The 26,665-nt window shown below is 64.6% G+C and carries 28 protein-coding genes; 11 read left to right on the top strand and 17 right to left on the bottom strand.

Annotated features, from left to right (window positions below; all coding sequences use genetic code 11):
• Positions 1-8: 8 nt before the first annotated feature.
• Positions 9-437 (top strand): hypothetical protein, encoded by a 429-nt coding sequence (locus tag FYB76_RS25150; protein WP_154135432.1) that lies wholly within the window; start codon positions 9-11, stop codon positions 435-437.
• Positions 438-501: 64 nt separating this feature from the next.
• On the opposite strand, the gene FYB76_RS25145 is transcribed toward FYB76_RS25150, so the two are convergent.
• The 5 genes from FYB76_RS25145 to FYB76_RS25125 form a co-directional block, all read right to left on the bottom strand.
• Positions 502-1,332, bottom strand: coding sequence for an AraC family transcriptional regulator (locus tag FYB76_RS25145; RefSeq protein WP_154135431.1), 831 nt, complete (start codon positions 1,330-1,332; stop codon positions 502-504).
• Between the two features lie 176 nt (positions 1,333-1,508).
• Positions 1,509-2,042: a Dps family protein gene (locus FYB76_RS25140; RefSeq protein ID WP_088756631.1), complete on the bottom strand. Its 534-nt coding sequence runs from the start codon at positions 2,040-2,042 to the stop codon at positions 1,509-1,511.
• A gap of 5 nt (positions 2,043-2,047) precedes the next feature.
• Positions 2,048-2,875, bottom strand: a complete 828-nt coding sequence (locus FYB76_RS25135) for an alpha/beta fold hydrolase (protein WP_088756602.1) — start codon at positions 2,873-2,875, stop codon at positions 2,048-2,050.
• Positions 2,876-2,998: 123 nt separating this feature from the next.
• Complete coding sequence (locus FYB76_RS25130) at positions 2,999-3,421, bottom strand: DoxX family protein (RefSeq protein WP_088756603.1); 423 nt, start codon at positions 3,419-3,421, stop codon at positions 2,999-3,001.
• 12 nt (positions 3,422-3,433) lie between these two features.
• Positions 3,434-5,317 (bottom strand): amidohydrolase, encoded by a 1,884-nt coding sequence (locus tag FYB76_RS25125; protein ID WP_154135430.1) that lies wholly within the window; start codon positions 5,315-5,317, stop codon positions 3,434-3,436.
• A 296-nt stretch (positions 5,318-5,613) separates the two neighbouring features.
• On the opposite strand from FYB76_RS25125, the gene FYB76_RS25120 reads away from it, so the two are divergent.
• From FYB76_RS25120 to FYB76_RS25100, 5 genes are all read left to right on the top strand, one after another.
• The gene (locus tag FYB76_RS25120) at positions 5,614-6,303 is read left to right on the top strand and encodes a hydrolase (protein WP_088756605.1); all 690 of its coding nucleotides are present in this window, start codon (positions 5,614-5,616) and stop codon (positions 6,301-6,303) included.
• An 84-nt stretch (positions 6,304-6,387) separates the two neighbouring features.
• Positions 6,388-6,555 carry a DUF1427 family protein gene (locus tag FYB76_RS25115; protein WP_088756606.1) on the top strand — a complete coding sequence of 56 codons (168 nt, stop codon included), beginning with the start codon at positions 6,388-6,390 and terminating at the stop codon, positions 6,553-6,555.
• Between the two features lie 13 nt (positions 6,556-6,568).
• Positions 6,569-6,811, top strand: coding sequence for a DUF1427 family protein (locus tag FYB76_RS25110; RefSeq protein ID WP_088756607.1), 243 nt, complete (start codon positions 6,569-6,571; stop codon positions 6,809-6,811).
• Between the two features lie 18 nt (positions 6,812-6,829).
• Positions 6,830-7,225 (top strand): response regulator transcription factor, encoded by a 396-nt coding sequence (locus FYB76_RS25105; RefSeq protein WP_229297095.1) that lies wholly within the window; start codon positions 6,830-6,832, stop codon positions 7,223-7,225.
• A gap of 67 nt (positions 7,226-7,292) precedes the next feature.
• Positions 7,293-8,852 carry a sensor histidine kinase gene (locus FYB76_RS25100; RefSeq protein ID WP_154135428.1) on the top strand — a complete coding sequence of 520 codons (1,560 nt, stop codon included), beginning with the start codon at positions 7,293-7,295 and terminating at the stop codon, positions 8,850-8,852.
• Positions 8,853-8,861: 9 nt separating this feature from the next.
• Here FYB76_RS25100 and FYB76_RS25095 read toward each other — a convergent pair whose 3' ends face one another.
• From FYB76_RS25095 to FYB76_RS25080, 4 genes are all read right to left on the bottom strand, one after another.
• Positions 8,862-9,764 carry an AraC family transcriptional regulator gene (locus FYB76_RS25095; protein ID WP_154135427.1) on the bottom strand — a complete coding sequence of 301 codons (903 nt, stop codon included), beginning with the start codon at positions 9,762-9,764 and terminating at the stop codon, positions 8,862-8,864.
• 115 nt (positions 9,765-9,879) lie between these two features.
• The gene (locus tag FYB76_RS25090; protein ID WP_154135426.1) at positions 9,880-10,518 is read right to left on the bottom strand and encodes an FMN-binding negative transcriptional regulator; all 639 of its coding nucleotides are present in this window, start codon (positions 10,516-10,518) and stop codon (positions 9,880-9,882) included.
• A gap of 31 nt (positions 10,519-10,549) precedes the next feature.
• Positions 10,550-11,134, bottom strand: coding sequence for a nucleotidyltransferase family protein (locus FYB76_RS25085; protein ID WP_154135425.1), 585 nt, complete (start codon positions 11,132-11,134; stop codon positions 10,550-10,552).
• Positions 11,135-11,141: 7 nt separating this feature from the next.
• On the bottom strand, positions 11,142-11,591 hold the full coding sequence (locus FYB76_RS25080; RefSeq protein WP_088756612.1) for a PACE efflux transporter: 450 nt from the start codon (positions 11,589-11,591) through the stop codon (positions 11,142-11,144).
• 139 nt (positions 11,592-11,730) lie between these two features.
• Here FYB76_RS25080 and FYB76_RS25075 point away from each other — a divergent pair, with 139 nt between their 5' ends.
• On the top strand, positions 11,731-12,636 hold the full coding sequence (locus tag FYB76_RS25075) for a LysR family transcriptional regulator (protein WP_088756613.1): 906 nt from the start codon (positions 11,731-11,733) through the stop codon (positions 12,634-12,636).
• 174 nt (positions 12,637-12,810) lie between these two features.
• Here the strand turns inward: FYB76_RS25075 and FYB76_RS25070 are convergent, their stop codons facing one another.
• A complete protein-coding gene (locus tag FYB76_RS25070) occupies positions 12,811-13,782 on the bottom strand; it encodes a 3-hydroxyacyl-CoA dehydrogenase NAD-binding domain-containing protein (protein WP_154135424.1) in 972 nt (323 codons plus the stop codon).
• 178 nt (positions 13,783-13,960) lie between these two features.
• On the opposite strand from FYB76_RS25070, the gene FYB76_RS26745 reads away from it, so the two are divergent.
• Entirely contained in the window at positions 13,961-14,119 is a 159-nt protein-coding gene (locus FYB76_RS26745; protein WP_167386317.1) for a hypothetical protein, read from the top strand.
• Between the two features lie 12 nt (positions 14,120-14,131).
• A complete protein-coding gene (locus FYB76_RS25065) occupies positions 14,132-14,764 on the top strand; it encodes a hypothetical protein (RefSeq protein ID WP_088756615.1) in 633 nt (210 codons plus the stop codon).
• Between the two features lie 109 nt (positions 14,765-14,873).
• Here FYB76_RS25065 and FYB76_RS25060 read toward each other — a convergent pair whose 3' ends face one another.
• From FYB76_RS25060 to FYB76_RS25040, 5 genes are all read right to left on the bottom strand, one after another.
• Positions 14,874-15,944 (bottom strand): porin, encoded by a 1,071-nt coding sequence (locus tag FYB76_RS25060; RefSeq protein WP_088756616.1) that lies wholly within the window; start codon positions 15,942-15,944, stop codon positions 14,874-14,876.
• A gap of 217 nt (positions 15,945-16,161) precedes the next feature.
• Positions 16,162-17,250, bottom strand: a complete 1,089-nt coding sequence (locus FYB76_RS25055) for an ABC transporter ATP-binding protein (protein WP_088756617.1) — start codon at positions 17,248-17,250, stop codon at positions 16,162-16,164.
• Positions 17,251-17,322: 72 nt separating this feature from the next.
• The gene (locus FYB76_RS25050) at positions 17,323-19,134 is read right to left on the bottom strand and encodes an iron ABC transporter permease (RefSeq protein ID WP_154135423.1); all 1,812 of its coding nucleotides are present in this window, start codon (positions 19,132-19,134) and stop codon (positions 17,323-17,325) included.
• A gap of 178 nt (positions 19,135-19,312) precedes the next feature.
• Entirely contained in the window at positions 19,313-20,419 is a 1,107-nt protein-coding gene (locus FYB76_RS25045) for an ABC transporter substrate-binding protein (protein WP_088756619.1), read from the bottom strand.
• A 79-nt stretch (positions 20,420-20,498) separates the two neighbouring features.
• Entirely contained in the window at positions 20,499-21,479 is a 981-nt protein-coding gene (locus tag FYB76_RS25040; RefSeq protein ID WP_154135422.1) for a tripartite tricarboxylate transporter substrate binding protein, read from the bottom strand.
• Positions 21,480-21,769: 290 nt separating this feature from the next.
• Here FYB76_RS25040 and FYB76_RS25035 point away from each other — a divergent pair, with 290 nt between their 5' ends.
• Both FYB76_RS25035 and FYB76_RS25030 read left to right on the top strand, forming a co-directional pair.
• Entirely contained in the window at positions 21,770-22,444 is a 675-nt protein-coding gene (locus tag FYB76_RS25035; protein WP_088756621.1) for a response regulator, read from the top strand.
• Positions 22,444-23,901, top strand: coding sequence for a sensor histidine kinase (locus FYB76_RS25030; RefSeq protein ID WP_088756622.1), 1,458 nt, complete (start codon positions 22,444-22,446; stop codon positions 23,899-23,901). Before FYB76_RS25035 ends, FYB76_RS25030 begins: the two co-directional genes overlap by 1 nt.
• Positions 23,902-23,917: 16 nt before the next feature.
• Here the strand turns inward: FYB76_RS25030 and FYB76_RS25025 are convergent, their stop codons facing one another.
• Complete coding sequence (locus tag FYB76_RS25025; protein ID WP_154135421.1) at positions 23,918-25,687, bottom strand: methyl-accepting chemotaxis protein; 1,770 nt, start codon at positions 25,685-25,687, stop codon at positions 23,918-23,920.
• A 240-nt stretch (positions 25,688-25,927) separates the two neighbouring features.
• Positions 25,928-26,665 (bottom strand): aromatic amino acid ammonia-lyase (locus FYB76_RS25020; RefSeq protein ID WP_195724719.1); only part of this gene is annotated, 738 nt, incomplete at its 5' end.

Raw genomic sequence — 26,665 nt, 5'->3', positions numbered from 1 at the left:
GAGTCGCCATGCCACGTTCGCGTCGTCATCAAATCGCACACCAATTTGCCGAGGGGCTTGTTGCGCAAATGCTGCAGCGTTCCGGCAGTGAATTTTTCCACGTGACACCTTCCCGATCGGCGGGGCATGCAGACCTTCTGGTAAGCCACGGTGACGGACTATGCGGCATCGAGGTGAGGTATGAAGAGCACGCCGAAGGTATCGAGCGAATCTGGACCGAATGGAAAGACGTCGTCCGCACGTCCGGCATCAAGCAGCGCTCTGCGCTAGCGCGAACGATGAAGGCGATACGAGGGGAGACCAAGACAAATCAGTCGCATCCCGATGTCCATCTGGTCATCGTGACCGGCACGGGAGACAGGATCTATGCGGAGCAGATCATCGCGCCACTGTTGACGCCGGATGATCGTAGCCATATTTCCATCCTGGGCGAATGAGCCTGGCATGGCCCTAGGGCCTGTTCACATTCAATCTGCGAGTGCGGTTGATTGTGAACAGGCCCTAGCCTTGCGCCCTCACCCACCTCATCGGCCCCACCCCCATCACCTGCTTGAACACCCGGCTGAAATGACTCTGGTCCGAAAAGCCGCATTCCAGCGCGATGACTGACATGCCCTTGCCGCTCTCGCGCAGCAGGCGGCAGGCCAGGGCAATGCGCTGGCGCTGCAGCCAAGCGTGCGGCGGCAGGCCGAAGCTGAGCTTGAAGGCGCGCGAGAAATGCGCCCGCGACAAGCCGCATTGCGCCGCCAGCTCGGCCAGCGTCAGGCGCTGTCCCAGGTGCGCCAGCATGTAGTCGCGCACCCGCGCCTGCTGCCATCCGGCCAAGCGGCCGCTGCTGCGCGGCGCGGGCTGGCCGCCGTAGTGCTGCGCCAGGTGCGTGTGCAGGGCCAGCGTGACGGTGTCGACAAAGACCGTGTCGCCATCGTTGGCGGCCTCCCCCAGCATGGGCAACATCGCCTGCACCAGGTGCCAGACCACCGGATCGCGTACCGCCTGCCGCGGCTGCAAGGCGCTGATGCGGCGCCCGCCCTCCTCGCTCCACTGTTCAATGGTGGCGCGCGGCAACTGCAGGCGCACGTTGTCGTAGGACGAGAGATGCTGGCAGCGCCACTGCTCGCGCAGGTCGGTGATGGCCATGTCGCCCACGCGGTGGCCGCCCGCATGTACCAGCTGCTGGCCGCGCCAGAGCTTGTGGTGGCGAAAATCCTGCAACTGCACGATGACCGAAAAGGCCTCATCGCCCGGGATGTCGAGCACCGGCGGCTGCGCTGGCGCAACCGGCTGGGCTGCACGGGCCAGCATGATGTCGTCCTGCAGGCGGAGGCGCTTCATGAAAGGAGACGGCAAGGGGTGGATCCGACAAAAAAAGATTGGAAATGAACGGAAATATGGCGACCCGCTTCGCTGCCCGGCAGCCGGCCGGCCCATCGGCAACGGGGTGAAGGAAAACGCAAAAAAGGCAGAGCCGTCAAGCTCTGCCTTCCGCCACCAGCTTCAACGCTGGCCACTTACATCGAGGTCCGCCCCGACTCGAACAGGAACCAGGCACGTTGCTCGGCCTCATCGATCCAGTTCTCCAGCAGGCTGGCGGTGGCCACGTCGCCGTGCTCATCGCACAGCGCATGGGTGGCCATCATGAAACCGACCAGGCGCAGGTTGTCCTCGCGCAGTTCGGCCAGCATGTCGGAGGGCGTGACGAAGTCGGCATCGTTGTCGGCCAGCCGCTGCAGTCGGCCGACATGACCGGTGGAACGCAAGGTGGTCGCGCCAATCTTGCGGACCCGCTCGGCCACCGCATCGGTGATGGCGATGATCTGCCCGGACTGGTCGTCCAGCAGCAGGTGGTAGTCACGGAAATGCGGTCCCGACATGTGCCAGTGGAAATTCTTCGTCTTCAGGTACAGCGCGAAGATGTCCGCCAGCAGCATGGTCAGGGCGCCACCGATTTCCTGCGTGGCCAGCTCCGAGAGTGCACCGGGCGTGGCCAGCGGTGCCAGCCGGCGCTTTTCCAGCTGCTGGCGTTGGGTTGCGTCCAGGCTCATGGTGCTCACCCCTTCAGGAAGGCCAGCAGGTCTTCATTGATCTGGTCCTTGTGGGTGGCGCACAGGGCGTGCGGAGCGCCGCCATAGATCTTCAGCTGCGCGCCCGGCACCATCTCGGCCACCAGCTTGCCGGTGGTCTGGAAGGGGACGATCTGGTCGTCGTCACCGTGGATCACCAGGGTGGGGAAGTTGAATTTCTTGATGTCTTCACGGAAGTCGGTGCCGGAGAAGGCGGTCACGCAATCCAGCGTGCCCTTGAGCGAAGCCAGCATGGCGATGTTGAAGGTCTGCGCGAGCACGCCGGCGCTGACCGCATTGGCCTTGCCCGGACGATTGGTGCCGAAGAAGACGGCGGCGAAATCGCTGATGAATTGCGCGCGGTCCTTGAGCAGGCCCTCATTGATGCCGGCAAAGACTTCGGCCGGCACGCCCTGCGGGAAGTCCGGCGCCTGGCCGAAGATCGGGGTCACCGCGCCCAGCAGCGCGGCCTTGGCCACGCGCTTGGTGCCATGGCGGCCGATGTAGCGGGCCACGTCGCCGCCGCCCATGGAGAAGCCGACCAGGGTCGCACCCTGCAGGTCCAGCTTGTCCATCAGCTCGGCCAGGTCATCGGCGAAGGTGTCGTAGTTGTAACCGCTCCAGGGCTGGCTGGAACGACCGAAGCCACGGCGATCGTAGGCGATGACGCGATAGCCGCGCTCGGCCAGGAAGTTCATCTGGTATTCCCACATGTCACCGTCCAGCGGCCAGCCGTGGCCGAAGACGACCGGTTGGCCGCTGCCCCAGTCCTTGTAATAGATTTCGGTGCCGTCGCGGGTAGTGATGGTGCTCATGGTGTAACTCCTTGTGAGATGGTGTGGAGAGGCAGTACAGGGGACAGCCGCCGCCCCGCAGATGGCAGGGCGGCTTGATAAAGATGAGGCAGGGAAAGAGACCGCAGTAAAGCGCCCGAATTCCTACTGCTGAGCCGGGGCATTGCCCAGTCGCCACTGGCCGGGCCCGCACAGCGCGATGGCCGTGAAGATCACCAGCAGCAGCCAGCCGAACTGGCCCTCGGCGATGCTCCAGCCGGGATGCACCGCCAGCATGGCCACCAGCAGCACGCCGATGATGGGCAGGCAGGCCAGGCGGGTGAACAGGCCCAGGGCGATCAACACCGGGCACACCGCTTCGGCCAGGATGGCGGACCAGAGCGATACCGTCGGACCGAGGCCAAAGGGATCCTCGATGACGGTCAGCTCATGCGCGTAATGCATGAGCTTGGGCAAGCCATGCACGTAGAACAGCATGAAGCTGCCCGCTACCCGCAGGAACAGCAAACCCAGGTCCAGGGGCGGGACCGGGAAACCGGTCCGGCGAGCGGGATGGTGCGCTTGCATGGTCGCCCCCGATCAGAACGCGAAGCAGCTGCAACCCAACGCGCCCCAGAAACCGGCGAAGTTGGAGACCGGAACGCTGGACTTGCGCGCCACGTCATGGGAGTGACCATGCACGCCGCACGAACCCGCGCAGGCATGCGGCAGCGCGGTCTTCTTCTGGCGGGCGGCAGCAGTCTTGGCGACGGCGCGATAGTGTCCCGGCACCTTGGCCACCGGAGACCATTCGGGCAAGACCGGGATCTCACCCGGACCATGCGAGGAGAACGGTCCGGCACCATAGACCACCTTGCCATCGACTACGGTCATGACCGATTCGATGGCCTTGATGTCGTCTTCATGCACGCTGAAGAAGTCCGCCGACAGCACCGCCAGGTCGGCCAGTTGGCCTGCCTGGATGCGGCCCTTCTTGGCCTGTTCGCTGGAGAACCAGGCGCTGCCTGCGGTCCACAGTTCCAGCGCGGTCTCGCGCGGCAGCCGGCCGGCCGTGCCATACAGCTTGGTGCCGCCCACGGTGCGGCCCGAGACCAGCCAGTACAGTGCAGTCCAGGGGTTGTAGCTGGCCACGCGGGTGGCATCGGTGCCGGCACCGACCGGCACGCCCATCTCCAGCATCTTGGCCACCGGCGGGGTGTATTCGGCCGCCTCGGCACCGTAGCGGTCGATGAAGTATTCGCCCTGGAAGGCCATGCGATGCTGGATGGCAATGCCGCCGCCCAGCGCCTTGACGCGCTCGATGTTGCGCACCGTGATGGTCTCGGCGTGGTCGAACATCCAGTGCAGGCCATCGAAGGGGATGTCGCGGTTGACCTTCTCGAACACGTCCAGCATGCGCGAGATCGATTCGTCATAGGTGGCGTGCAGGCGGAACGGCCAGCGGTTCGAGACCAGGTGGCGCACCACGCGCTCCAGTTCGTCTTCCATGCCCTCGGCCAGGTCAGGGCGCGGCTCCAGGAAATCCTCGAAGTCGGCTGCCGAGAACACCAGCATTTCACCGGCGCCGTTATGGCGCAGGAAGTCGTCGCCGTCACCGGGCTTGACCATCCCGGTCCACTTCTGGAAGTCGGCCAGTTCGGCCCCCTTGCTCTGGGTGAACAGGTTGTAGGCGATGCGGATGGTCAGTTGTCCGTCGGCGGCGAGCTTGTTGATGATCTGGTAGTCGTCCGGGTAGTTCTGGAAACCGCCGCCGGCATCGATGGCGCTGGTCACGCCCAGGCGGTTCAACTCGCGCATGAACTGGCGGGTCGAGTTGACCTGGTATTCCTGCGGCAGGGTCGGGCCCTTGGCCAGGGTGGCATACAGGATCATGGCATTGGGGCGGGCGATCAGCATGCCGGTCGGATTGCCCGAGGCGTCGCGCACGATCTCGCCACCCGGCGGATTGGGCGTGTCCTTGGTATAGCCCACCGCCCGCAGCGCGGCGCGATTGAGCAGCGCACGGTCATACAGGTGCAGCACGAAGACCGGGGTATCGGGGGCGGCCGCGTTCAATTCTTCCAGGGTAGGCATGCGCTTTTCGGCGAACTGGAATTCGGTCCAGCCGCCCACCACGCGCACCCATTGCGGATGCGGGGTACGGGCCGCCTGGTCCTTCAACATGCGCAGTGCATCAGCCAGGGAAGGCACGCCTTCCCAGCGCAGTTCCAGGTTGTAGTTCAGGCCACCACGGATGAGGTGCAGGTGGGAGTCATTCAGGCCGGGGATAACGGTGCGTCCGCCCAGGTCGATGACCTGGGTGGTGGCTTGCTTCAAACGCATCACGTCGGCGGCGCTGCCGACTTCAATGAATTTGCCGCCGCCGATGGCGACGGCCTCGGCGATGGGGTTTTGCTTGTCGACGGTGTGGAACTTGCCGTTCAACAAAATCAGGTCAGGGGTCACGCTGGCTGCGGTGGTCATGGAGGCTCCGGGCATGGGCTAGAACGATGAAGAGGGCGGATTGCGCATGGTGTGGCGTCGCCAATGCGAACCGGAACCCATCTCATGCGCTTTTGTTGGTGCTTTTGTTGGTGATGGCAGTGTGCAAAAACGCGCTGCCAGCGTCTAGCTATACGAACAGATAATGGCAACGCCCTGCCCGCTTGCCTATGATCGCTTCCGGCAGCCTCACTCCCCTGCCGTGCCGCTGCGCACCGTCTCTCCCCGGCCATCGCAGCGGCTGACACTCCCACATACACTCCACCTATGGAATCATCATGACCACCAATACCAAACTCGACGTGCTGACCCCGACCAACTCCCAGCTCATCATCATCGATCACCAGCCGCAAATGGCCTTTGGCGTGCAGTCGATCGACCGCCAGGTCCTCAAGAACAACGTCGTCGCCCTGGCCAAGTCGGCCAAGGTGTTCAACATCCCGACCATCATCACCACCGTGGAAACCCAGGGCTTCTCCGGCTACACCTATCCGGAACTGCTGTCGGTCTTCCCCGATCACGACATCCTGGAACGCACCTCGATGAACTCCTGGGATGACCAGAAGGTGCGCGACGCCCTCAAGGCCAACGGCAAGAAGAAGGTGGTCGTGGCTGGCCTGTGGACCGAAGTCTGCAACAACAGCTTCGCCCTGTGCGCCATGGCCGAAGGCGACTACGAGATCTACATGGTGGCCGACGCCTCCGGCGGCACCTCCAAGGAAGCCCACGACTACGCCATGCAGCGCATGATCCAGGCCGGCGTCATCCCCGTGACCTGGCAGCAGGTGATGCTGGAATGGCAGCGTGACTGGGCCCGCAAGGAAACCTACAACGCCGTCATGGACATCGTGCGCGAACACTCGGGTGCCTACGGCATGGGCGTGGACTACGCCTACACCATGGTGCACAAGGCCGAGCAGCGCCCGCACGGCAACCAGAAAACCCTGGCACCGGTGCCGGCCAAGTAAGCCATCCCGGTCTTTGACACCGCCGCGCTCCCGCCATGCATCGGCCGGGCGCGGCGTTGTCCCATCTTCACGAGGAGCCGGGCCATGTCCGCTTATCTGATTTCCCTGGGCGCCGGCATCCTGATCGGTGTCGTCTATGCGCTCTTCAAGGTGCGCTCCCCCGCGCCCCCAGGCATTGCCTTGATCGGCCTGTTGGGCATGGTGCTGGCCGAGCGCATGGTCAACGGCCTGGGCCCCCTCTTGGGCCACTGATGCTGGAGCACGCATGAAACCCTACCTGATTTCCCTCCTGATGGGCCTGCTGGCCGGCCTGATCTACGCTGCCCTGCACGTGCAATCACCGGCACCACCCATCATCGCCCTGTTGGGCCTGCTGGGCATGTTGATCGGCGAGCAACTGGTGCCCATCGTGCGCCGCAAGCTGGCCGGTGAACCGCTGAGCGCATCATGGTTCCACCGCGAGTGCATGCCCAAGATCACCGGCACGCCGCCGCCGGACGGCCAATAAACCACCTGGCAGACGATGATGAGCGAAGAGGAAAACACGCCACCATCCCAACGCACCATCGCAGTGATCGATGACGATCTCGGGGTCCGCGCTGCCTTGTGCAACCTGCTGGATTCGGCCGGGTACCGCCATTGCAGTTTCGACTGCGGCGAAGATTTCCTCACCAGCAGCTGCCTGCCGGTGGCGGCTTGCGCCATCGTGGACCTGAACCTGCCGGGGATGAGCGGCTTCGAACTGGCCGAGCAATTGCGTCTCCTGCGCCCCGACCTGCCGGTACTGTTCATCTCGGCGCAGGCCGCGGCGCTGCAGCGCCAGCGCGCCACCGACATGGGCCTGGCGCTGCTGGCCAAGCCGGTCGATGCCGATACCCTGCTGGTGCTGCTGACGGCCACCCTGCTCTACGGCCCACCGTAACGCACATCCGGCGCGCCAATGCGGCACAATGCGGCCTTGACCCCGCCATCCTTGCCTGGAGACCCCCTTGCCGTCCGATCCGCGTCCTTCCGATGACGACGACGCCCTGCTGCACACCTTGTGCGACTTGTCGGCGCTGCTTGACCCCATCCTGCTGCAACCCGCCATCACCCGCGCAATGTGCCGCCTCGGGGCTGCGCGGCGCTGCCTGCTGCTGCGCCATGAGGCGGGCCTGGCGCTGATCCAGGCCGAAGCGCGCTACGATGGTTTGCACGTCTGCAACAGCCAGCGCTACTGCATCGCCCAGCCCGCCGACCTGCAGGGTGCCAAGCTGACCCTGGTGCTGAACCACCGCGGCCAGGTGCTGGGCGAGTTGCTGCTGTATTACGACGATGCGCCCGGCGCGGCCATGCTGCGGCGGGTGCAGCATCTGGCCGCCCACGCCGCAGTGGCCCTCTCCAATGCCACCGAGCACGCCCGGGCACTACTGGAAAAGGAACAATTGCTGGTGGCCGAACGCGAACTGCGCACCAGCCAGGAACTGCTCAAGCAAGGCGAGCGCTTCAACCATACCGGCAGCATGCGCTACCTGGTGCGCGAAGACCTGATGTTCTGCTCCGACGAGCTGTGCCGCATCTATGGCCTGCCGCCAGGACGCAAGTGCATCACCTATGACGAATTCGCGGCCATCATGCATCCTGATGACCGCCAGGAAGTCATCGAGACCGTCAATGCCGCCGTCGCCATGGGCGGCACCATTCGCGTGGAACACCGCATCTGCCGCCAGGATACGGGCGAGGTGCGTTACCTTTCCGGGATCGGCAAACCGGTATGGATGGATGGCACCTTCACCGAATACATGGGCACGGCCACCGACATCACCGTACGGCGCCAGGCCGAGTATGCGATCCGTGCGGCCCAGGTGGACATGGAGCGCGTGGCACGCGCCAATACGGTCGGCCAGCTGACGGCGTCGATCGCCCACGAGATCAACCAGCCGCTGATGTCCATCGTTTCCAATGCCGGGGCCAGCCTGCGCTGGCTGAACCGGCCCCAGCCCGATCTGGAGCATGCACGCGCCAGCCTGCGCGACATCATCAGCGAAGGCCAGCGCGCCGGCGGCATCATCAGCAGCTTGCAAAATCTCACCCGCAATCGCTCACCCCAGTTCGAGCGCCTGAACCTGCACGCGCTGATCCGCCATACCCTCATGCTCTCGCGCAGCGAGCTGGAGCAGCGCGAAGTGACCCTCGCGCTATCCCTTGGACCCGCCGACGTCCACGTGCTGGGCGATACGGTGCAATTGCAGCAGGTACTGCTGAACCTGGTGGTCAATGCCATCGATGCCATGGCGGCGGTCCCCGAAAATGCCCGCACGCTCGCCATCAGCGCCAGCTGCTGCAACGAGGAGCGGGTGGAAGTGCAGGTACGCGATAGCGGCGAGGGCATCTGTGCCGAGGCCATGCCGCGCATCTTCGACGCCTTCTACACCACCAAGGAAAACGGCATGGGCATGGGCCTGGCGATCTGCCGCTCCATCATCGAGACCCATCGTGGAAGATTGCGTGTGGCCGCCGCCGTGCCGCAGGGCAGCGTGTTCAGCTTCGACCTGCCGCGCGTGCCCTGAAGCCGCCGGTCAGCGCAGCCGGCGGCGCCAGGCACCCGGCGTACTGCCCACGATCTGGGAGAACACGCGGCTGAAGTGACTCTGGTCGTAGAAATTGCAGGCTACGGCAATCTCGGCCAGCGACAGCGTGGTATGGCGCAGGTATTCGCGTGCCATCTCCACGCGCTGGGTCATGAGCCACTGGTGGGGGGTGTGGCCGGTCGTGGCCTTGAATGCCCGCAGGAAATAACTGGCCGACATATTGCATTCACGGGCGATTTCCGGGAGGGACAGCTGGTCCTGGCCCTTCAGCAACAGCATCTGCTTGGCGCGCTCCTCATGCACGCGCGACAGGCGCACATTGACCGGCGATGGCAGGCCGGCACCGCCATAGCGTTTGAGCAGGTGGGTGCCCATGGCCAGGCCGAGCTGGTCGACGAAGAGCTGGCTGTCGGTATCCGGCAGCGCCAGTGCCGGGGCCAGGGCGGCCGCCAGATGCGCCAGCACCGGATCATCCTGGCCGGTGACCGTGGCAAGGCCGCTGACCTTGCGGACGCGCAGGTCATCGTTGACCGTGGCAAACCACGACAGTGGCAGTTCCACCAGCAGGAAATCGAAGGGCCCTTGCAGGTCGGCGCGGTAGTCTTCGGAAAAATCGCGGGTATAGACGGCGCCGCGTCCGAAATCGAACTGCGCGCCCTGGCGCCCGCGGAAGATGCTGCGGCGATGATGCTGGGCCATCGAGATGCCCACCAGGAAGCCCCGGTCAGAGGCCGGTGTATAGACTTGCGAGACCTCGCGGCTCTCGACCCGCTTGCGATAGAAGCTGAACTGGCTGCCCTGCAGTTCCTGGCTCTGCTTGAGCGTGGTGGCCGAGCAGCCCAGCGAATCACTGCGCACGGCAAGCATGGCGGGAGCGGACACGGCATTCATGGGTGACCTCGATCAAATCGGCAAGTCCGGAAAGGGTGTGCGGCAGCCCTCTGGCCGGATTGTACACAGCCGCGCATCCTTGCGGGCAGGAACAGCGCACCCTCGTTGTCCGGGCTCATGATTGCTTGCGGGCAGCCTCGGCCAGCATGGCCTGGCCGATCTCTTCATGGCCGCGCTCGACCAGGGTCCGGCCGGCGCCTTCGATATCGCGCACCTCCTTGTTCTGGCTCAGCTTGCGCTTGCCCTCCAGGCGCGTGATCTCGATCTCGATGCCGACGATGGCCTTGAGCAGGGTGTCGGTGAAATCGGCCGGGGCGTCGGACATCTTCCATGGCTTGGCCTCGTCGGCCTCGTGGGTGCGGGTCAGGCGCGCCACCACGCCGCGCAGGTAGCGCTCGTCATCGTGGATGGTGACGCGGCCATGGGCATGCGCCACGCTGTAGTTCCAGGTCGGCACCTGGCGATGCGCCTCGTGCTTGCTGGGATACCAGCTCGGCGAGACGTAGGCGTCGCCCGCCGAAAACACCACCAGCACTGAATCGCCATCGGCCAGCTCGCGCCACAGCGGATTGGCGCGCGCCACGTGCAGGTGCAGCGTGCCCAGCGCACCCCGGGCGGGATCGAGATGGCAGGGAAGGTGGTTGGCATCGAGCCCGCCGGCCGTGTGCGAGACCAGCACACCGAAGGGATGTTCAGTGATCAACTGATGCAGGCTGGCAATATCCTGATCGGCGAAATGCGCGGGAATGTACATGGCATGATCGTCCGCTGGGTTGAGTAGCGAACTATTCTATAGCATCCTCATCATCGACGGGAACAAGTTGTGGCCAGCGTTGCAGCCAGCCACGCTCCCCGACGCGGGCGGCAAACTGTGCCTTTTTGCGATGGGCGAAAGCACCGGCCGGCCGCAACAGCCCCTGCCACAGGTCCTGCAAGCCCAGCGGAGCGGCCACCTCGATGCCGCCCTGCTCCGTGAGCCGCACCGCAACGGCCGTGGCCGTCTCGGGCCAGTAGCGCAGTGCGTCGATGGCATTGGCGTAGGGCGCATCGCCATTGCGCAGATGCATGCGCGCCTGGTTGCGCACCGACCATTGCGGACCGGGACAGAGCGCAGCCAACCGTGCCTCTTGTTGGGCGTCATGCTCTGGTGAACTGTGCAGGGGGTCGAACCAGATCACGTCGATGTCACTGTGCGGTACTTGGGCCGGTCGCCCATGCAAGGCATCCCACACCGCATTGCGCACGAAACCCGCACCGATCCAGGCATCCGGCAATGCCAGGCTGCGCACGGCCCGCAGCAGGTGCAGACGATGCGCGTCAGCGGCAATGAGCTGCTGCAGGCGACGAATCAGGGGATCGGCCACGGACATCGCGGTGTCAGCGCGCCTGGGCCGCCTGGCTGCTGACCGGCATGGCCGAGCTGGGCAGGCCGAAGATGCGATCAAAGCCGAGGTTGAACAGGTACGTATAGATCATGAAGAAGACGATCAGCCCGAAGTCCAGCACCAGCGCCTCCCACAGGCTGATGCCCAGCCACCAGGCGAACAGCGGCACCAGCATCACGACCAGGCCACCCTCGAAGCCCAGGGCGTGGGCGGCACGGCGTGCGAAATTGCGGCCACGGCGCGGCTGGCGCGCTTCCCAGCGTTCGAAGAGACCGTTGAAGATGAAATTCCACACGAAGGCAATGGTCGACGAGGCCACGGCGGCCGCCGACGCATGGCCACTGTCGTGCCCCGCGAAGACGCTCAGCCCGACGGTGGTGAAAATGATGGCCAGCCCCTCGAAGAGGCAGGCATAGACCAGCTTGCGTTTGAATCCTTGCATGATGTGCTCCTGAAGACTGCGACGGGCCAGTGCTGGCCGCGCGATGGAAAGCATTCTATGATGAAGTTTTTGATGAATGAAGTCGGCTTCTTTCAGTTTTACTGACAGGTCAACCGACCGCATTGCATAAGGAACGGCAATGGCTTTCTCAAGTGACAACGTCCGGGTGTTCCTGGCCGTGCTCGACAGCGGTTCATTCTCTGCGGCTGCGCGCCAGCTGGGCCGTGTGCCCTCTTCGGTCAGCATGACCATCAGCCAGCTGGAAGCCGAACTCGACCTGGTGCTGTTCGACCGCACCGCACGCGACGCCCGCCCCACCGAGCTGGCGCGCGCGCTGGAGCCGGACGCGCGCCTGCTGGCCAGCACCCTGCGCCAGCTCGACGCCCATGCCCTGGCCATGCACCAGGGGCTGGAACGCAAGCTCACGCTGGCGGTGGCGCCGGAACTGCTATCGGTACCCTGGGCCAAGCCGCTGGCGGTGCTGGCCCAGGAGTTCCCCTCGCTGGAGGTGGAGGTATTGTCCTCGCCCCAGGCCGACGCCATGCGCATGCTCTATGACGATACGGCGCAGCTGGCGCTGGTCTTCGAGCGCCACGCCGGCAATGACCGCGAGGCCTTCCAGGAATTCAGCAGCGAGATGATGGTGGCGGTGATCGCGCCCGACCATCCGGCGCGGCTGCGCAAGAAGCGCAAGCTGCGCTATGAGGACCTGTACGACATCCGCCAGATCGCCGTGGCCAGCCGCGATGCCAGCATCTCGGACCCGCGCTTCTTCCTGGCGCGCCACCTCTGGCGCACCGACAACCACCTGGCCACGCTGTCGCTGGTGCGCGAGGGACTGGGCTGGGCCTACCTGCCGCACAGCCTGGTACAGGCGCAGATCGAAGCCGGCACGCTGGTGGTCATCGACTTCGACAACATCAGCAACCAGCAGCGCATGTGGGTGGATGTAGTGTGGAACAAGGACCGGCCCCTGGGACTGGGAGCGCAACGCTTCATTGCCCTCATGCGCGACATGGCGCCGAGCCGGCGCAAGCGCAAATGAGGCCGCAAGCCATACAGACAGGCCGGAAAATCGTTCGGACTGGGGAGGCCTGCCAGGGTCGGCGCGAAGGCGCTACCCAGTCCGAATGCTGATTTTCCTGCAAAGGACAGCCTTTCATTTTTCTAAGTTTTTTTGGAGAGCTGCCTTAGAGAACAAATTCCAAAAACTTAGTTTTCATGGAATGAACCTGGTCTTGCCCTTGGCCGCCAGCAACTGCACCAGCAACTGGTCACGCTCGGCTGCGATGTCGGCAGATGTCTTCCCGCTCATCTGCTCCTGCACCCCCGAACGAATCTGCGCCTTGAGCGCATCGGAGATGGACGGCGTCCCCAGGTCGGCCCACCAGCTTTCGATCGGTGGCCCCAGGTGATCCAGCATGTGGCCGATGCCGCCCTCCCCGCCCGACATGTGCAGGTTGAGATAGGGGCCCATCAAGGCCCAGCGCAGGCCGGGGCCGTAGGCGATGGCCGTATCGATGTCCTCGGTGCTGGCCACGCCCTGTTCGACCAGGTGGAAGGCCTCGCGCCACAGCGCCGCCTGGAGGCGGTTGGCGATGTGTCCCTTGACCTCCTTGCGCACGTGGATGGCCTTCTTGCCGATGGCGGAGTAGAAGTCCAGCGCGGCCTGCACTGCCTCCGGCGAGGTTTGTACACCGCCGATCACTTCCACCAGCGGGATCAGGTGCGGTGGATTGAAGGGATGGCCCAGCACCACCCGGCCGGGATGGCGGCAGGCGGCCTGCACCTTGCTCATCAGCAGCCCGGATGAACTGGACGCCAGCACCACGTGGGCCGGCAGGGCTGCGTCCATGCGCCGGAACAGGTCGATCTTGAGGTCTTCCCGCTCGGGGCCGTTCTCCTGCACGAAGTCCGCACCGTCGAGCGCCTCCTCCAGCGAGTCAGAGAAGCGCAGGCGCTCGGGGGAGGCGCCCGGCGCCAGTCCCAGCAGCTCCAGGCTGGGCCAGTGGCGCGCCACGGCGGCACGCAGCTTGGCTTGCGCGTCCGGCATCGGGTCGGTGGCCGAGACCTCCAGCCCCCGCGCCAGGAAATAGGCGGCCCAACTGGCACCGATCACGCCGGTGCCCACCACCGCCACCCGGCGCACCTCCTGTTGGCCGGGCTGGCTGCCGCTTGCTGATACTTGCATCTGTGTCTCCTCTGTTGATGGGCTCCAATGAAGCCGGGTCGGTTTTGAATATTCTTGGTAAATCTCGATTTTATTCGAGGTTTTAGCGCGAGATTTGCGCGGGCATTCGGCTACGATTGGCATCAAAGCACATAAACAAATTCCCGGATATGAATCGGGATCAACTCCGGGTCACCTCATGTTTCTCTATCTTCCGCTACTGCTGGCCTTCCTGACCGTTCTCGGGATTGCGCTCGGCTGGAAATCAATAAGCAACAAGCTATGGTTGGCATGCACCATCGTCACCTTGTGGTGGTTCAGCCAGACACCCCAGGGCTCCCTGGGTTTCCTCCTGTGATGGCAGCGTGTCATGGACCGTTCCGTCGTCTTCACCCCGCGTGAACCCGTCCTGCCCGGCGGGCTTTTCCTCAATTGCCTGTGCCTGCTGGCCATCAGCGGCTGCCTGGGCCTGCTGCTGTACCTCCAGGTGGTGCTGCCGCTGCCGCCCAACCCGCTACGCCAGCTGCAATGTACCGGGGTCATCCTGACCGGCATCGGCTTCATGCGCAACCTGCGCTTCGGCATCAAGAGCGCGCACTATGGCGTGGCACTGGTCGGGGCGCTGCTGACCGGGCTGCTGGCCCTGCGCCAGATCTCGCTGGAAGCCCTGGCCGGCCAGTCGCCCACGGGGCCGCTGTTGCAGGGCATGCACCTGCATACCTGGTCAGCCCTGTTTGCACTGGCGGCGATCCTGACCATCGCGGCCCTGCTGGGCGTCAAGAGCGCCGAATATCCGGCCACCCTGCTGCTGCTGCAAAGCGAAGAAAGGCAGGATCAACCGCGCCGCATCCCCTGGGGCAGGATCGCCGTGAGCACCATCTTCCTGGTGCTGGTGGCCGCACACCTGGTCGCCAGCCTCAACGACTGCACGCGCGCCAGCTGCGCCGCAGGCTTGCTCGATCGCCTGATGCTGCCATCGATACCGCTGCCGAAACCCCAATGAAAAAAACGGCGCACCCTGCCAAAGCAAGGGTGCGCCGGTCAATGACGGCTCAAGACTATCATGGCCCGCACACCAACCACGTGTGCCGGGCCAGGGGACTACACGGACATCAGAAGCGGTGCTGCATGCCCAGGGTCATGCCGAACTGGCTGGTGCCAAAGCCCACGTCATCACGCGAGAGGCCGACCAGCTGGTTGTTCTTGGCCTTGGCATAGGCCGTGCTCAGGTACAGGTCGGTGCGCTTGGACATGGCGTACTTCAGGCGCAGCGAGTACATGATGGGATCGGCATCGTTGGCCACGTTCTTGATGTTCTGGTAGTAGATCGCACCGATCACGCTCATGGCCGGCGTGAACTTCCAGGTCACGCCACCCCAGTAGAAATCGCTGCGCTGGTCAGCCGCACCGGTGGCCAGGGCCTTCTTGTAGTAGCGATAGCCGAGGTTGAACTTCCAGGCATCCGAGAGCTGGTAGCCCGCAGCCAGGTGGGCGCTGGTGGCGCGGTCATAGGGCGCGTTGGCGGTGGTCACGCTGTTGTTGCGGTCATAGGTGGCCGCCACGCTGAACGGGCCCGAACCCCAGCCCAGGCCGACGCCGTACTTGGCGCCGTTGCGGGTCTCGCCGGCCACTTCGCCGAAGCCATACATGGCACCGACCTTCACGCCGGCGAATTCGCCCTGGTACTTGACCAGGTTGGACACGCCGGTGGGCATGCCATCCTTGCGGCCACCGGTGGCACCGGCCGAGGTCACCCAGGAGTAGCTGGCCGAGTAGCCCATCGGGTCGAAGGGCAGGATGAAGTCATAGGTGGTGGAGAAGGAGCGGCCCGCCACCACGCGACCGAAGCCGCCTTCCAGGCCGACGTTGGACTGGCGGTTGAAGAGCTGGTTGGCATCGCCGTCGAGGGCGCCGTTATCCAGCTTGAAGCCATTCTCCAGCTGGAATATGGCCTTCAGGCCGCCGCCCAGGTCTTCGGTGCCGCGAAAGCCGATGCGCGAGGTGTTCATCGTGCCCGAGCTCAGGCGCACCAGGCTGTTGCGGGCGGCATTGGCGTTGGTGACGTATTCCACGCCCGAATCGATCAGGCCATAGATGGTGACGGAGGTTTGCGCCTGGACCGAGGTCGTGGCGCACGCGGCGAAAGCGGCCAGGATGCTGGCAGCGAGATGATTTCTTTGCACTGAGGTCTCCTTGATGGAAAGCGTTGGATGGCGTCGGCACGGCCGTGCCGTACGACGTCTTCTGGTCATCCACCCGGTATCGTGATGATTTTTCCCGGGTGAGCGGGATGAGGACGGATGGCCCTCCCCGCTGGTTTTCATCGATGTGATGAACCGTCAAAAAACTAAGTTTTTGCAAACGGGAAACTTAGATCTCCCGTTCGGCTCACTTAGTTTTTCAGAATGCCCACAAGGCCTGTTCCGGCAGCGACAGCCAGTATTCGCCCTGGTCCAGGCGCTGCGGTGCGTAAGCGCGCAGGCCCACCGAACCGGCCGGTCCGCCCTCGACCTTGAACAGGCATTCCCAGCGGTCGCCCAGGTACATGCAGGTCGACAGCGGCAGGCGGATCGCATTGCCGGTCTGCTCGCCGGAGATGCGTACCTGCTCGACCCGGATGATGCCGGTCAGCTGCTCGCCGGGCTTGGCGTCCTCGCGTCCGCGCAGGGTCGCCACGGCCGTGCCGCCATCGAGCTTGACGGTCACGCGCTCGCCCTCGCGGCTGACCACCTCGGCGGCCAGCTTGTTGTTGCTGCCCATGAATTCGGCGGTAAAGAGGGTATTGGGGGTCTGGTACATGCTCTGCGGCGTGCCCTGCTGTTCGATGCGGCCATTGTTGAGCAGCAGGATGCGGTCTGAGATGGCCATGGCCTCGCCCTGGTCGTGGGTCACCATCAGTGCAGACAGGCCCAGGCGCACGATCAGTTCGCGCAGGAAGGCCCGGGCTTCCTCGCGCAGCTTGGCGTCGAGGTTGGAGAGCGGTTCGTCCAGCAGGATCACCTGCGGGTTGTAGACCAGCGCACGGGCGATGGCCACGCGCTGTTGCTGGCCACCGGACAATTGGTGCGGATAACGCTCGCCCAGGTGGCCCAGGCCCAGCTGCGACAGCACTTCCTTGACGCGCTTGGCGATCTCGGCCGAGGGCGTCTTGCGCAGCTTGAGGCCATAGGCAACGTTGTCGGCCACGGTCTTGTGCGGCCACAGCGCATAGGACTGGAACACCAGGCCCAGGTTGCGTTCTTCGGCCGGCATCTCGAAGTTGCGCGCGCCATCGAAAACGCGGCGGCTGCCGATGTCGATGGTGCCGGCCTTGGGTGACTCCAGCCCGGCGACCGCGCGCAGCAGCGTGGTCTTGCCGCTGCCGGAGGGGCCCAGCAGCGCCACCACTTCACCGCGCTGCAGTTGCATGGAAACACCCTTCAGGATGGGATTGGCAGATGCGCCGGTACCATAGTCCAGGTGCAGGTCGTTGACGGAAAGTTCAGTCATGATGATTCCTCAGGATGCTCTTGCTGTATCGGGAGGCCGGCACCCCTGTGCCGGCCGTGCTTGCGGTGCAGGTCAGTCGTGCAGCTTGACGCCGAAGCGCAGCGCAATGCCCAGGCCCACGGCCACCAGCGTGATGTTGATGAAGGACAGCGCGGCCACCAGTTCCACCGCGCCGGCGGCCCACATGGAGACGATCATCGAGCCGATCACCTCGGTACCGGGCGAGAGCAGGTAGACGCCGGTGGAGTACTCGCGCTCGAAGATCAGGAACACCATCAGCCAGGCGCCCACCAGGCCGTAGCGCACCAGCGGAATGGTGACGTCGCGGGTGACGCGGGAACGCGAGGCGCCGACCGCGCGGGCGGCTTCTTCCAGTTCCGGGCCGACCTGCAGCAGGGCGGTATTGATCAGGCGCAGGCCGTAGGCCATCCACACCACCGAGTACGCCAGCCAGACCGAGAAGATGGTCGAGCGCAGGCCGCGCAGGGCGGGGATGAAGCTGTCGACCAGCCACAGGGCGAGGGGGTTGTCGATGCCCTTCAGGGCCGAGTCCAGCAGCGAGGGCACGAACAGGAACACCCACAGGAAGGACAGGCCGGCCAGCAGGCCCGGCACCGCACGCGGCACCAGCACGCTGTAGTCGAGGAAGCGCGTCACGCCATCCTGCTTGCGGTGCATGGCCAGGGCGATGGCGGTGTAGCAGGCCACGGCCAGGGCGCCGCCGATCACGCCGATCAGCACCGTGTTGATGATGCCGCGCACCAGCGAGGGCTGGTCCCAGACGTTCAACAGGTTGTCGAAGGTCAGCACGTCCAGCAGGCTCACGCCATCACCCCAATGCGAGACGAAGGTGCGCAGGCCGATGCCCGAGAGCGGGATGATGACCGTGAAGAGCAGCCAGCCGGCGATGAGGGTGAAGGCCACCCAGCGCCACTTGCCCAGCGGCAGCGCCTTCTGGCGCGCGCCCTTGCCCTTGATGGCGACGAACTTGTTGGCCGAACGCAGCAGCCAGCGCTGCAGCATCACCAGCGGCATGGTCACCGCCACCAGGCACACGGCCACCGCTGCCATCAGGTGATACGACGGCGTACCCAGCTTGTTGGTGAGCTTGTAGAGATAGGTCGGCAGCACCAGGTGGCCTTCCGGATCACCCAGCACCAGCACCAGGCCGAACACTTCAAAGCCGAGGAAGAACACCAGCACGCCGGAGTAGGCCAGCGCCGGGGTGATCATCGGCAGCGAGACGTTGAGGGCCACCTGCAGCGGCGAGGCGCCGGCCACGCGGGCCGCCTCTTCCACATCCGAACCCAGGCTGCGCAGGGCGGCCGAGGCATACAGGTAGACGTGCGGCACGTGGGTCAGGCCGGCGATGATGACGATGCTGGTGAAGGAATAGATGTTCCACGGGTCGCCCTCGAAGCCGAACACCGACAGCAGGTTCTTGACCCACACCGTGTAGAAGCCGACCGGCCCCATCGAGACCACGTAGCCGAAGCCGATCACCATGGGCGAGACGAAGATGGGCACCATCAGTGCGGGGGCGATGAAGCTGCGGCCCGGCAGGTCGGTGCGCACCATCAGGAAGGCCAGCATGCCGCCCAGCGGCACGGCGATCAGGGCCAGGCCGGTGGCCAGCGTCAGGCCATTGACGAAGGCCTGGCGGAAGTCCGGGTCATCGAAGATGAAACGATAGGAATCCAAGGTCAGCGTCTTGACCGGCGCGAAGAACGGCGCCGACAGGAAGCTTTGATAGAAGATCAGCAGCAGCGGCACGAAGATGGCCAGGGCTGCCAGCGTCACGACCAGGCCGCGCGGCCAGTTCAGCCGGAAACGGCGGGCCGGCAGGGCTTGCTCGCTGCGCGGCAGCGTTGTGGTGGTTTGCATGGTGCGCCTCATGAGTGGGCAGATGGATCAGGACAGTCAGGACGGCGGCAGCATGACTGCAGCGCGCCGCCCGTGCAGGCAGCCGGAGCTGCACTGCGCAACAGCGATGGATCGGGTGATGAGCGCTCATCCGGAGGCGGACCAGGTACGGCAGGCACCGGTCCGCCACGGAAATGATTTACTTCTTGGTGGCTTCCTTCCACTGCTTCAGGAAGTCCAGGCGCTTCTTCTGGTCCAGGTAGTCCAGCAGTTCGGTGGACACCGGCATGGGCTTCAGGGACGCGCCCAGTTGCTTGGTCAGTTCGGCCGAGGTGGTGGCACCGGTGACGTCGCCACGAATGGCGAAGAGCTGCGCATCATTGGCGATGATGGTCTGGCCGCGCTTGGAGAGGATGTAGTCCACCCACAGCTTGGCGGCATTGAGGTTCTTGCCGGCCTTGTTGATGAAGATCACGCGCGAGAGCACCAGGTTGTAGTCCTTGGTGAAGGCCACGCCGATGGACGGGTCCTTCTTGGCGCGCACCAGGGCGTAGGGGCCGAGGATGTTGTAGCCGATCAGGTTTTCCCCCGAGGAGATGCGCTCGAGCATGGTGCCGGTCGAGGACTGCACGCGTGCAGCGACGCCACCCATGGCCTTGGCGAAGTCCCAGAATTGCGGGTTGTGCTTCAGGTCATAGGTCATCAGGCTGAAACCGACGCCGGACTTCTCGATGTCGTAGGTGGTGACCTTGTTCTTGAACTTGTCCTGCTTGCTGACCAAGAGCTTGGTGAACTCCTCGTGGGTGGTCGGCACTTCGGCTTCGGTCACCAGGCGCTTGTTGTAGACGATGGCGGCGGGCTCGAAGGTGGTGCCGTAGGCGGTGTCCTTCCAGTTGGCCCAGGCCGGCACGGCCGCGGCTTCCGGCGACTTGTAGGCCACGGCATAGCCTTCGGAGGCCAGCTTGACCTGCAGGTCCATGGAGGAGGACCACATCACGTCAGCCGTGGCGCCACCGGCGGCGGCTTCGGAGATGAAGCGGTTGTAGGCTTCGGTGGAGTTCATGTCGTTGTACTCGACCTTCACGCCCGGATAGAGCGCGCCGAAATCCTTGATCAGCGCTTCGGCGGCCTTGGAATCGGTGGTGCTGTAGATCACGACCTTGCCTTCCTTCTTGGCGCCGTCGATGATCTTGGCGTAATCGGCAGGATAGCCGGCCGGGGTGTCGGCATGGGCCACACCGCTGAAAGTGACGGGCAAAGCGAGGGCCAGGCCGAGCGCAATGCTCAGGCGACGTTTGTGCAACATGGATTCTCCTTGATGATGAAACGGACCTTGCGCCGGCCCGGCTGCAGGGCACGCCTGACGGCGTGTGCAACCTGGCTGGTCAGCGCACCAGGCCCAACTCCTGGGACTGCCTGCGATAGCGCGCAACGGTCTGCGCGATGTAATCCGAGAGCGGCTTGCCGGTCATGGCAAAGGGTTGCAAGCCACCGATGCTGCGCTGGCGATCAAAGGCGGGATCGGCCAATGCGCGATCGAAATACCGGACCCAGCGCTGGTAATCCGCCTCCGGCGCATGCGGGCTCATGTAGAAACCGCGGATGATGGGCCAGACCACGTCATAGCCCTGCTCGCGTGCCGTCGGTATGGCCTGCAGCGGTCCCGGCAGGCGTTGCTCGGACAGCACCGCCAAAATCCTCACCTTGCCCTCGGCGATGAAGTAGGCGGCCTCCGAGGTATCACCCGAAATCACCTGCACGTGTCCGGCCTGCAGGGCGGCAAACGAATCGCCGCCACCTTCGAGCGCGACAAAGCGGAACTGCTTCGGCGTGAACCCGGCTTGCTGTGCCAGCAGCGCCATCTTCAGCCAGTCCTGGCTGCCCACGGTCCCGGACAAGCCCACGGTGACCGCCGCGGGATCCTTGCGGATCGTCTCCAGCAACTGCTTCAGGTTGCGCCAGGGGGCATCGCTGCGCACGGCGATCATGCCGTGGTCGATGCCGATGCCGGCTACCCAGCGCACATCCCCCACATCAGCGCGGCCATATTTTCCCTGTGCCAGGCTCAACAGCGAGCCCCCCGAAAAAGCCACCAGCGTATCGGGGCCGCCGCGCCGCTGCGAGACCACCGAACTCCAGGCCACGGCACCGATGCCACCGGGCAGGTAAGCCAGCTTGAAGGCCTCCTTGCTGCCCTCTTCCTGCATGGCCCGGCGCAACAGCTTGCACGAGGCGTCCATGCCGCCGCCCGGCTTGGCCGGGACGATGCACTCGGTCGCCAGCGCGCACGGCATCGCACAGGCCAGCACACAAGCGGCCAGGAAGCGATACCAGCGCTGCCAACGATGCGAGCGGTCCGCCTTCATGGCGGTCAGCAGCAGCGGGAAACGAATGCGGGAAGAACGGATCCGGAACGGCCGGACCAGGGGGCGATCATGATGTGTCTCCTGCTTGGATTTTTTGATATGGGCGCATCGTACAAGAAAAGCCTTTCAGCCGGCTTTCAGCGAAGCTGTCAGTGTGGGATCGATGCTACGCAGTTTCCACAATGGCCGGAGGCGGACGTTTCAAAGGCGGCGGCGCATCTGTTAGCATCCGCGCTGGAGACAAGCCGTACCGCAACCCAAAAGGTTTAAAAAAGTAAAAGGGCCGCATCATGCGCATCCTGCTGGTCGAAGACCATATCGAACTTTCCCGCTGGCTGGCCAAGGCCCTGCGCGACGCCCACCTGACGGTGGAGTGCGCGCACAACGGCGCCGACGCCGACAGCCTGCTGCTCACACAAGAATACGCCCTGGTGATCCTGGACCTGACCCTGCCGCGCATGGATGGCCTGGAAGTCTTGAAACGCATGCGCGCTCGCGGCAGCCGCACGCCGGTGCTGATCCTGACCGCACGCGGCGGCCTGGCCGATCGCGTCAGTGGCCTCAACATGGGCGCCGACGACTACCTGGCCAAACCCTTCGAACTGGAAGAACTGGAAGCGCGCGTCAAAGCCCTGCTGCGCCGCTCGCAGAGCCAGGAAGCGGTCACCGTGGCCTGCGGTGCGCTGTGCTTCGATACGGTCTCGCGCACCTTCACCTATCACGGCGAACTGCTGGCGCTGACCCCGCGCGAACACGCGGTGCTGGAAGCGCTCATCATGCGCCAGGGCCATACCGTGCCCAAGGACAAGCTGTTCCAGCAGGTCTTTTCGCTGGACGACAATGCCAGCGTGGACGCCATCGAGATCTACATCCACCGCCTGCGCAAGAAGCTCGAACATGAGGGCGCCGGGCGCGTGGGCATCACCACCCTGCGCGGCCTGGGCTACCTGCTGCAGGCGGCGTGATGGCGCAGGCCACCCGTCGACTGGGCAACCTGCGCAGCCAGCTGGTGCGCTGGCTGCTGATCCCGCTGACATTGCTGGTGGCGCTGGATGCGGTCTCGGTCTACTACAACGCCCTGGAAGTGGCCGACCTGGCCTATGACCGCTCGCTGCTGGCCTCCACCCGCGCGCTGGCCGAACGGGTCTCCATCGTCGATGGCCATGTCACGGCCGACGTCCCCTACGTGGCGCTGGACAGCTTCGAGACCGATACCCTGGGCCGCATCTACTACAAGGTCACCGGCCTCAAGGGCGAGCTGGTCTCGGGCTATGAAGACCTGCCGCCGGTGCCGGCCAACGTCAAGCGCTCGGAAGTCTATCCGGCGCTGGTGCGCTTCTACCAGGCCGACTATCACAACCAGCCCATCCGCATCGCCGCGCTGCTGCAGCCGGTGTATGACGACAGCATGCGCGGCATCGCCCTGATCCAGGTCGGCGAGACCATGGAGGGCCGCAACGGCATGACGCGCAAGATCCTCTTCGATACCCTCTGGCGCCAGGGCACGCTGGTCACGGTAGCGGCGCTGCTGGTGTGGTTTGCGGTGCGCTTCGTGCTGCGTCCGGTCATGCAGCTCAAGGGCGAGGTGGAGTCGCGTGCACCGACCGACCTGTCCGGTTTCGACCCGGCGCTGGTGCACAAGGAAATGCGCCCGCTGGTGCAGGCCATGAATGGCTACATGGGCCGGCTGCAAGCCCTCATCAGCGCGCAGCGGCGCTTCATCGCCGATGCCTCGCACCAGTTGCGCACGCCGCTGACGGTCTTGAAGACGCAATCCGAACTGACCCTGCGCGAACTGCGGCGCACGCGGCTCGATCCGGCCGAGCTGCGCGAGCTGGTGGAGGGCATGGCACGCACCACCGATTCGGCGGTGCACCTGGCCAATCGCCTGCTGACGCTGGCGCGTGCCGAACATGGCGCGGCCGAGGGCGGCACCATGCGTGTCTCGCTCACCGATGCGGCGCGGCAGGTCGCGCTGGAGCTGTCGCAGCAGGCGGTGTCGCGCCGCATCGGCCTGGCCTTCGAGGAAGAGGGGGACATCGGTATCGAGGCCAATGCCCTGCTGCTGCATGAACTGATGGTGAACCTGCTCGACAATGCGATCCGCTATACGCCTGTGGGCGGCCAGGTCACCTTGCGCGTGCGCGCCGTGAGCCGTCCGGGCGAACCGACCGGCGCCCTGCTGGAGGTGGAAGACAACGGCCCCGGCATTGCCGAGGCCGAGCGCGAAAAAGTGTTCGAACCCTTCTACCGGGCCGGTGCCACCCAGCACGTCAATCCGGGGGGGACCGGCCTGGGGCTGGCGATCGTGCGCGAGATCGCCGCCATGCACAGGGCCACCGTCACGCTGGATGCACCGCTGCAAGGCAGCGGGCTGGTGGTGCGTATCGCCTTTCGGGGCGTGGTGGAACTGCGCACCTGAGTGCGCAAGACTTAGTTCAGAATTGTTCCCAATCCCCTTCATCGGCTGGCGGCGCCTTGCCGCCGCCCTTGGCGCCGGCTGACGCGGCCGGTTTCGCAGGCAGGGCCTTGGGTGCCGGTGCAGGTGCTGCCACAGCCGCTTTGGCCGGTGTAGCCGGCGCAGCAGGCGCGGCAGCCGTCGGCTTGCTGGCCGGCTTGGGTGGCGCGGGCTTGCGTGCGGGCTGCGCACGCGGCGTTTCATGGCTGCTGAGCTTGAAGATGCTCACCGTTTCCACCAACCGGCCCGACTGTTCCTGCAAGGACTGGGCAGCGGCGGCGGCCTGTTCTACCAGTGCGGCATTTTGCTGGGTCACTTCGTCCATCTGCACGATGGCGTGATTGATCTGTTCGATGCCGTCGCTCTGTTCGTGGCTGGCGGCCGAGATCTCGGCCACCACGTCGGTGACGCGGCGCACGCTGGCCACCACTTCGCTCATGGTGGCGCCGGCCTGCTCCACCAGACGGCTGCCGTTGTCCACGCGACTGACCGAATCATCGATCAGGGCCTTGATCTCCTTGGCGGCGGAGGCACTGCGCTGGGCCAGGGTACGGACTTCCGAGGCCACCACCGCAAAGCCGCGCCCCTGTTCGCCGGCACGCGCCGCTTCCACGGCGGCGTTCAGGGCCAGGATATTGGTCTGGAAGGCGATGCCATCAATGACGCTGATGATGTCGACGATCTTGCGCGAGGCTTCGTTGATCTCGCCCATGGTCTGCACCACCTGCCCCACCACGCTGCCGCCCTGTACTGCCACCTCGGAGGCGGTGGCGGCGAGGCTGTTGGCCTGGCGCGCGTTGTCGGCATTCTGCTTGACGGTGGAGGTCAGTTCTTCCATGGCCGAGGCGGTCTCTTCGAGCGCGCCGGCCTGTTCTTCGGTGCGGGAAGACAAGTCCAGGTTGCCGCTGGCGATTTCGGAGGAAGCCGTATTGATGGTGTCGCTGCCGGTGCGTACCTCGCTGACGATGCGGTGCAGGTTCTGGTTCATGGCCTTGAGCGACGCCAGCAGCTTGCCGGTTTCATCCCGGGTGGTCTCGCCGATCTGTATCGTCAGGTCGCCTTGCGCCACGGCGCTGGCCACGTCCACCGCTTCATTGAGTGGCCGCGTGATGGAACGGGTGACCCACCAGGCCGCCAGCACGCACAACAGGATGGCCACGGCCGACAGTTCCAGCATCAGGGCGATGGCCGAATCGCTGGTCTGCTGGCCTTCGACCACGCTTTCATCCATCAGCGTCTTCTGGAAGGCAGCGAAGTTGCTGAGGACTTCGAAGTAGCGATCCTGCTTGGGAATGACCTCATTGAAGAGTACCTCGCTGGCCTCTTCTTTCTTTTGCTGGCTGATCAGTTCACGCAGTTTGTCACGCGGCGTGTTGTAGGCGGCACGCGCATCCTGAATGGCCTTGAACAATTCCTTGCCGCGCGGCGTGCTGACCAGTTTCTCGATCTGGTTCAGGGCCTCGGTGGTCTTGGCGCTGTTGGCCGCAGCACGGTCGAGATAGCGCTTGGCCTCGTCGACATTGCGTCCCAGCAAGGCGTTGCGCAGGTTGCGCGCGGCCGAATTGACGTTCTCGCGGATCTCCATCACCAGCGCGATCTTCACGTAGCGGTCCTCGACCACGACGCGCGAAGCGTTGCTGATGCTGTGCAGGCTTTGCATGCCCACCCCCGTGATCAGGCACATGACCGCAACCAGGATGCCGAAGCAGGCCGCCAGGCGTACGCTGATCTTGATGTTCTTGATGTTCATTCCTGTTCCCCGATAGAGTGTGAGAGTGCCGGACTGCGCAGTGTGGCGGCGGACGCGCCGCCAGGCCATCAGGAAGATCCTGATGTGCACTCGCATTGCATACGCTGCCCTTGCCGCGCGGCAATCCGGTTCGCCGCGCCCAAAAACGAAAAAAGCTGCCGCTCAATCTTCTTGAACGTCAGCTTTTTGTCAGACTTGAGCCAGGGAGGTCAAATTCTCATGACACGGCTCGCATTGCCTTCACACCATCGTCCCGATGGCCGCGATGACCGCCTCCCGCACCGAACCGCTGACCACGAAGTCATGCGCAGCGCGCACGTCGTCATGGAACCAGCGATCGCCATCCAGACAGGCCGGGATCTGGCGGCGGATCTCCGCATAAGCCGCCTGCGTACCCTGTCCCAGCTGGAATTCCTTGAGCAAGTCTTCGGTCATGGTCAGCGCCTGCGCCGCCAGCAGCATTTCCACGCCGACGATGTATTGCGTGTTCTGCACCACGGTCATGGCCTTGCGGGCGCACCAGGTCGAGTTGGAGATATGGTCCTCGCTGTTGCCCTTGGAGGGGATGCTGTCGACGCTGCCTGGCATGCTCAGCGTACGATTTTCCATCACCAGCGAACTCATGGAACACTGCACCACCGGATAGCCGGTGTTGACGCCGCGCACGCCGCTCATCAGGTTGCGCGGCAGCCCCCACGACAAGGTCGGGTCGATCAGGCGCGCGATACGGCGTTCGCAGATGCTGCCCAGATCAGTGATCGCCATGGCCAGCAAGTCCATCGCCTGCGCCAGGTACTGGCCGTGGAAATTGCCACCGGAAATGATTTCGAAACCTTCGCCGTCCTCCTTGTTGAAGATCAGCGGATTGTCGGTGGCGGAGTTGGTTTCCTTCTCGATGATGGTGTCGATGTAGTCCAGCGCATCGAAGACCGGGCCATACACCTGCGGTGCGCAGCGCAGCGAGTACACATCCTGGAT

The sequence above is a fragment of the Herbaspirillum sp. CAH-3 genome (assembly GCF_009668275.1).
GTDB lineage: Bacteria > Pseudomonadota > Gammaproteobacteria > Burkholderiales > Burkholderiaceae_D > Herbaspirillum > Herbaspirillum aquaticum.
This window is presented reverse-complemented; position numbering and strand designations above follow the sequence as displayed.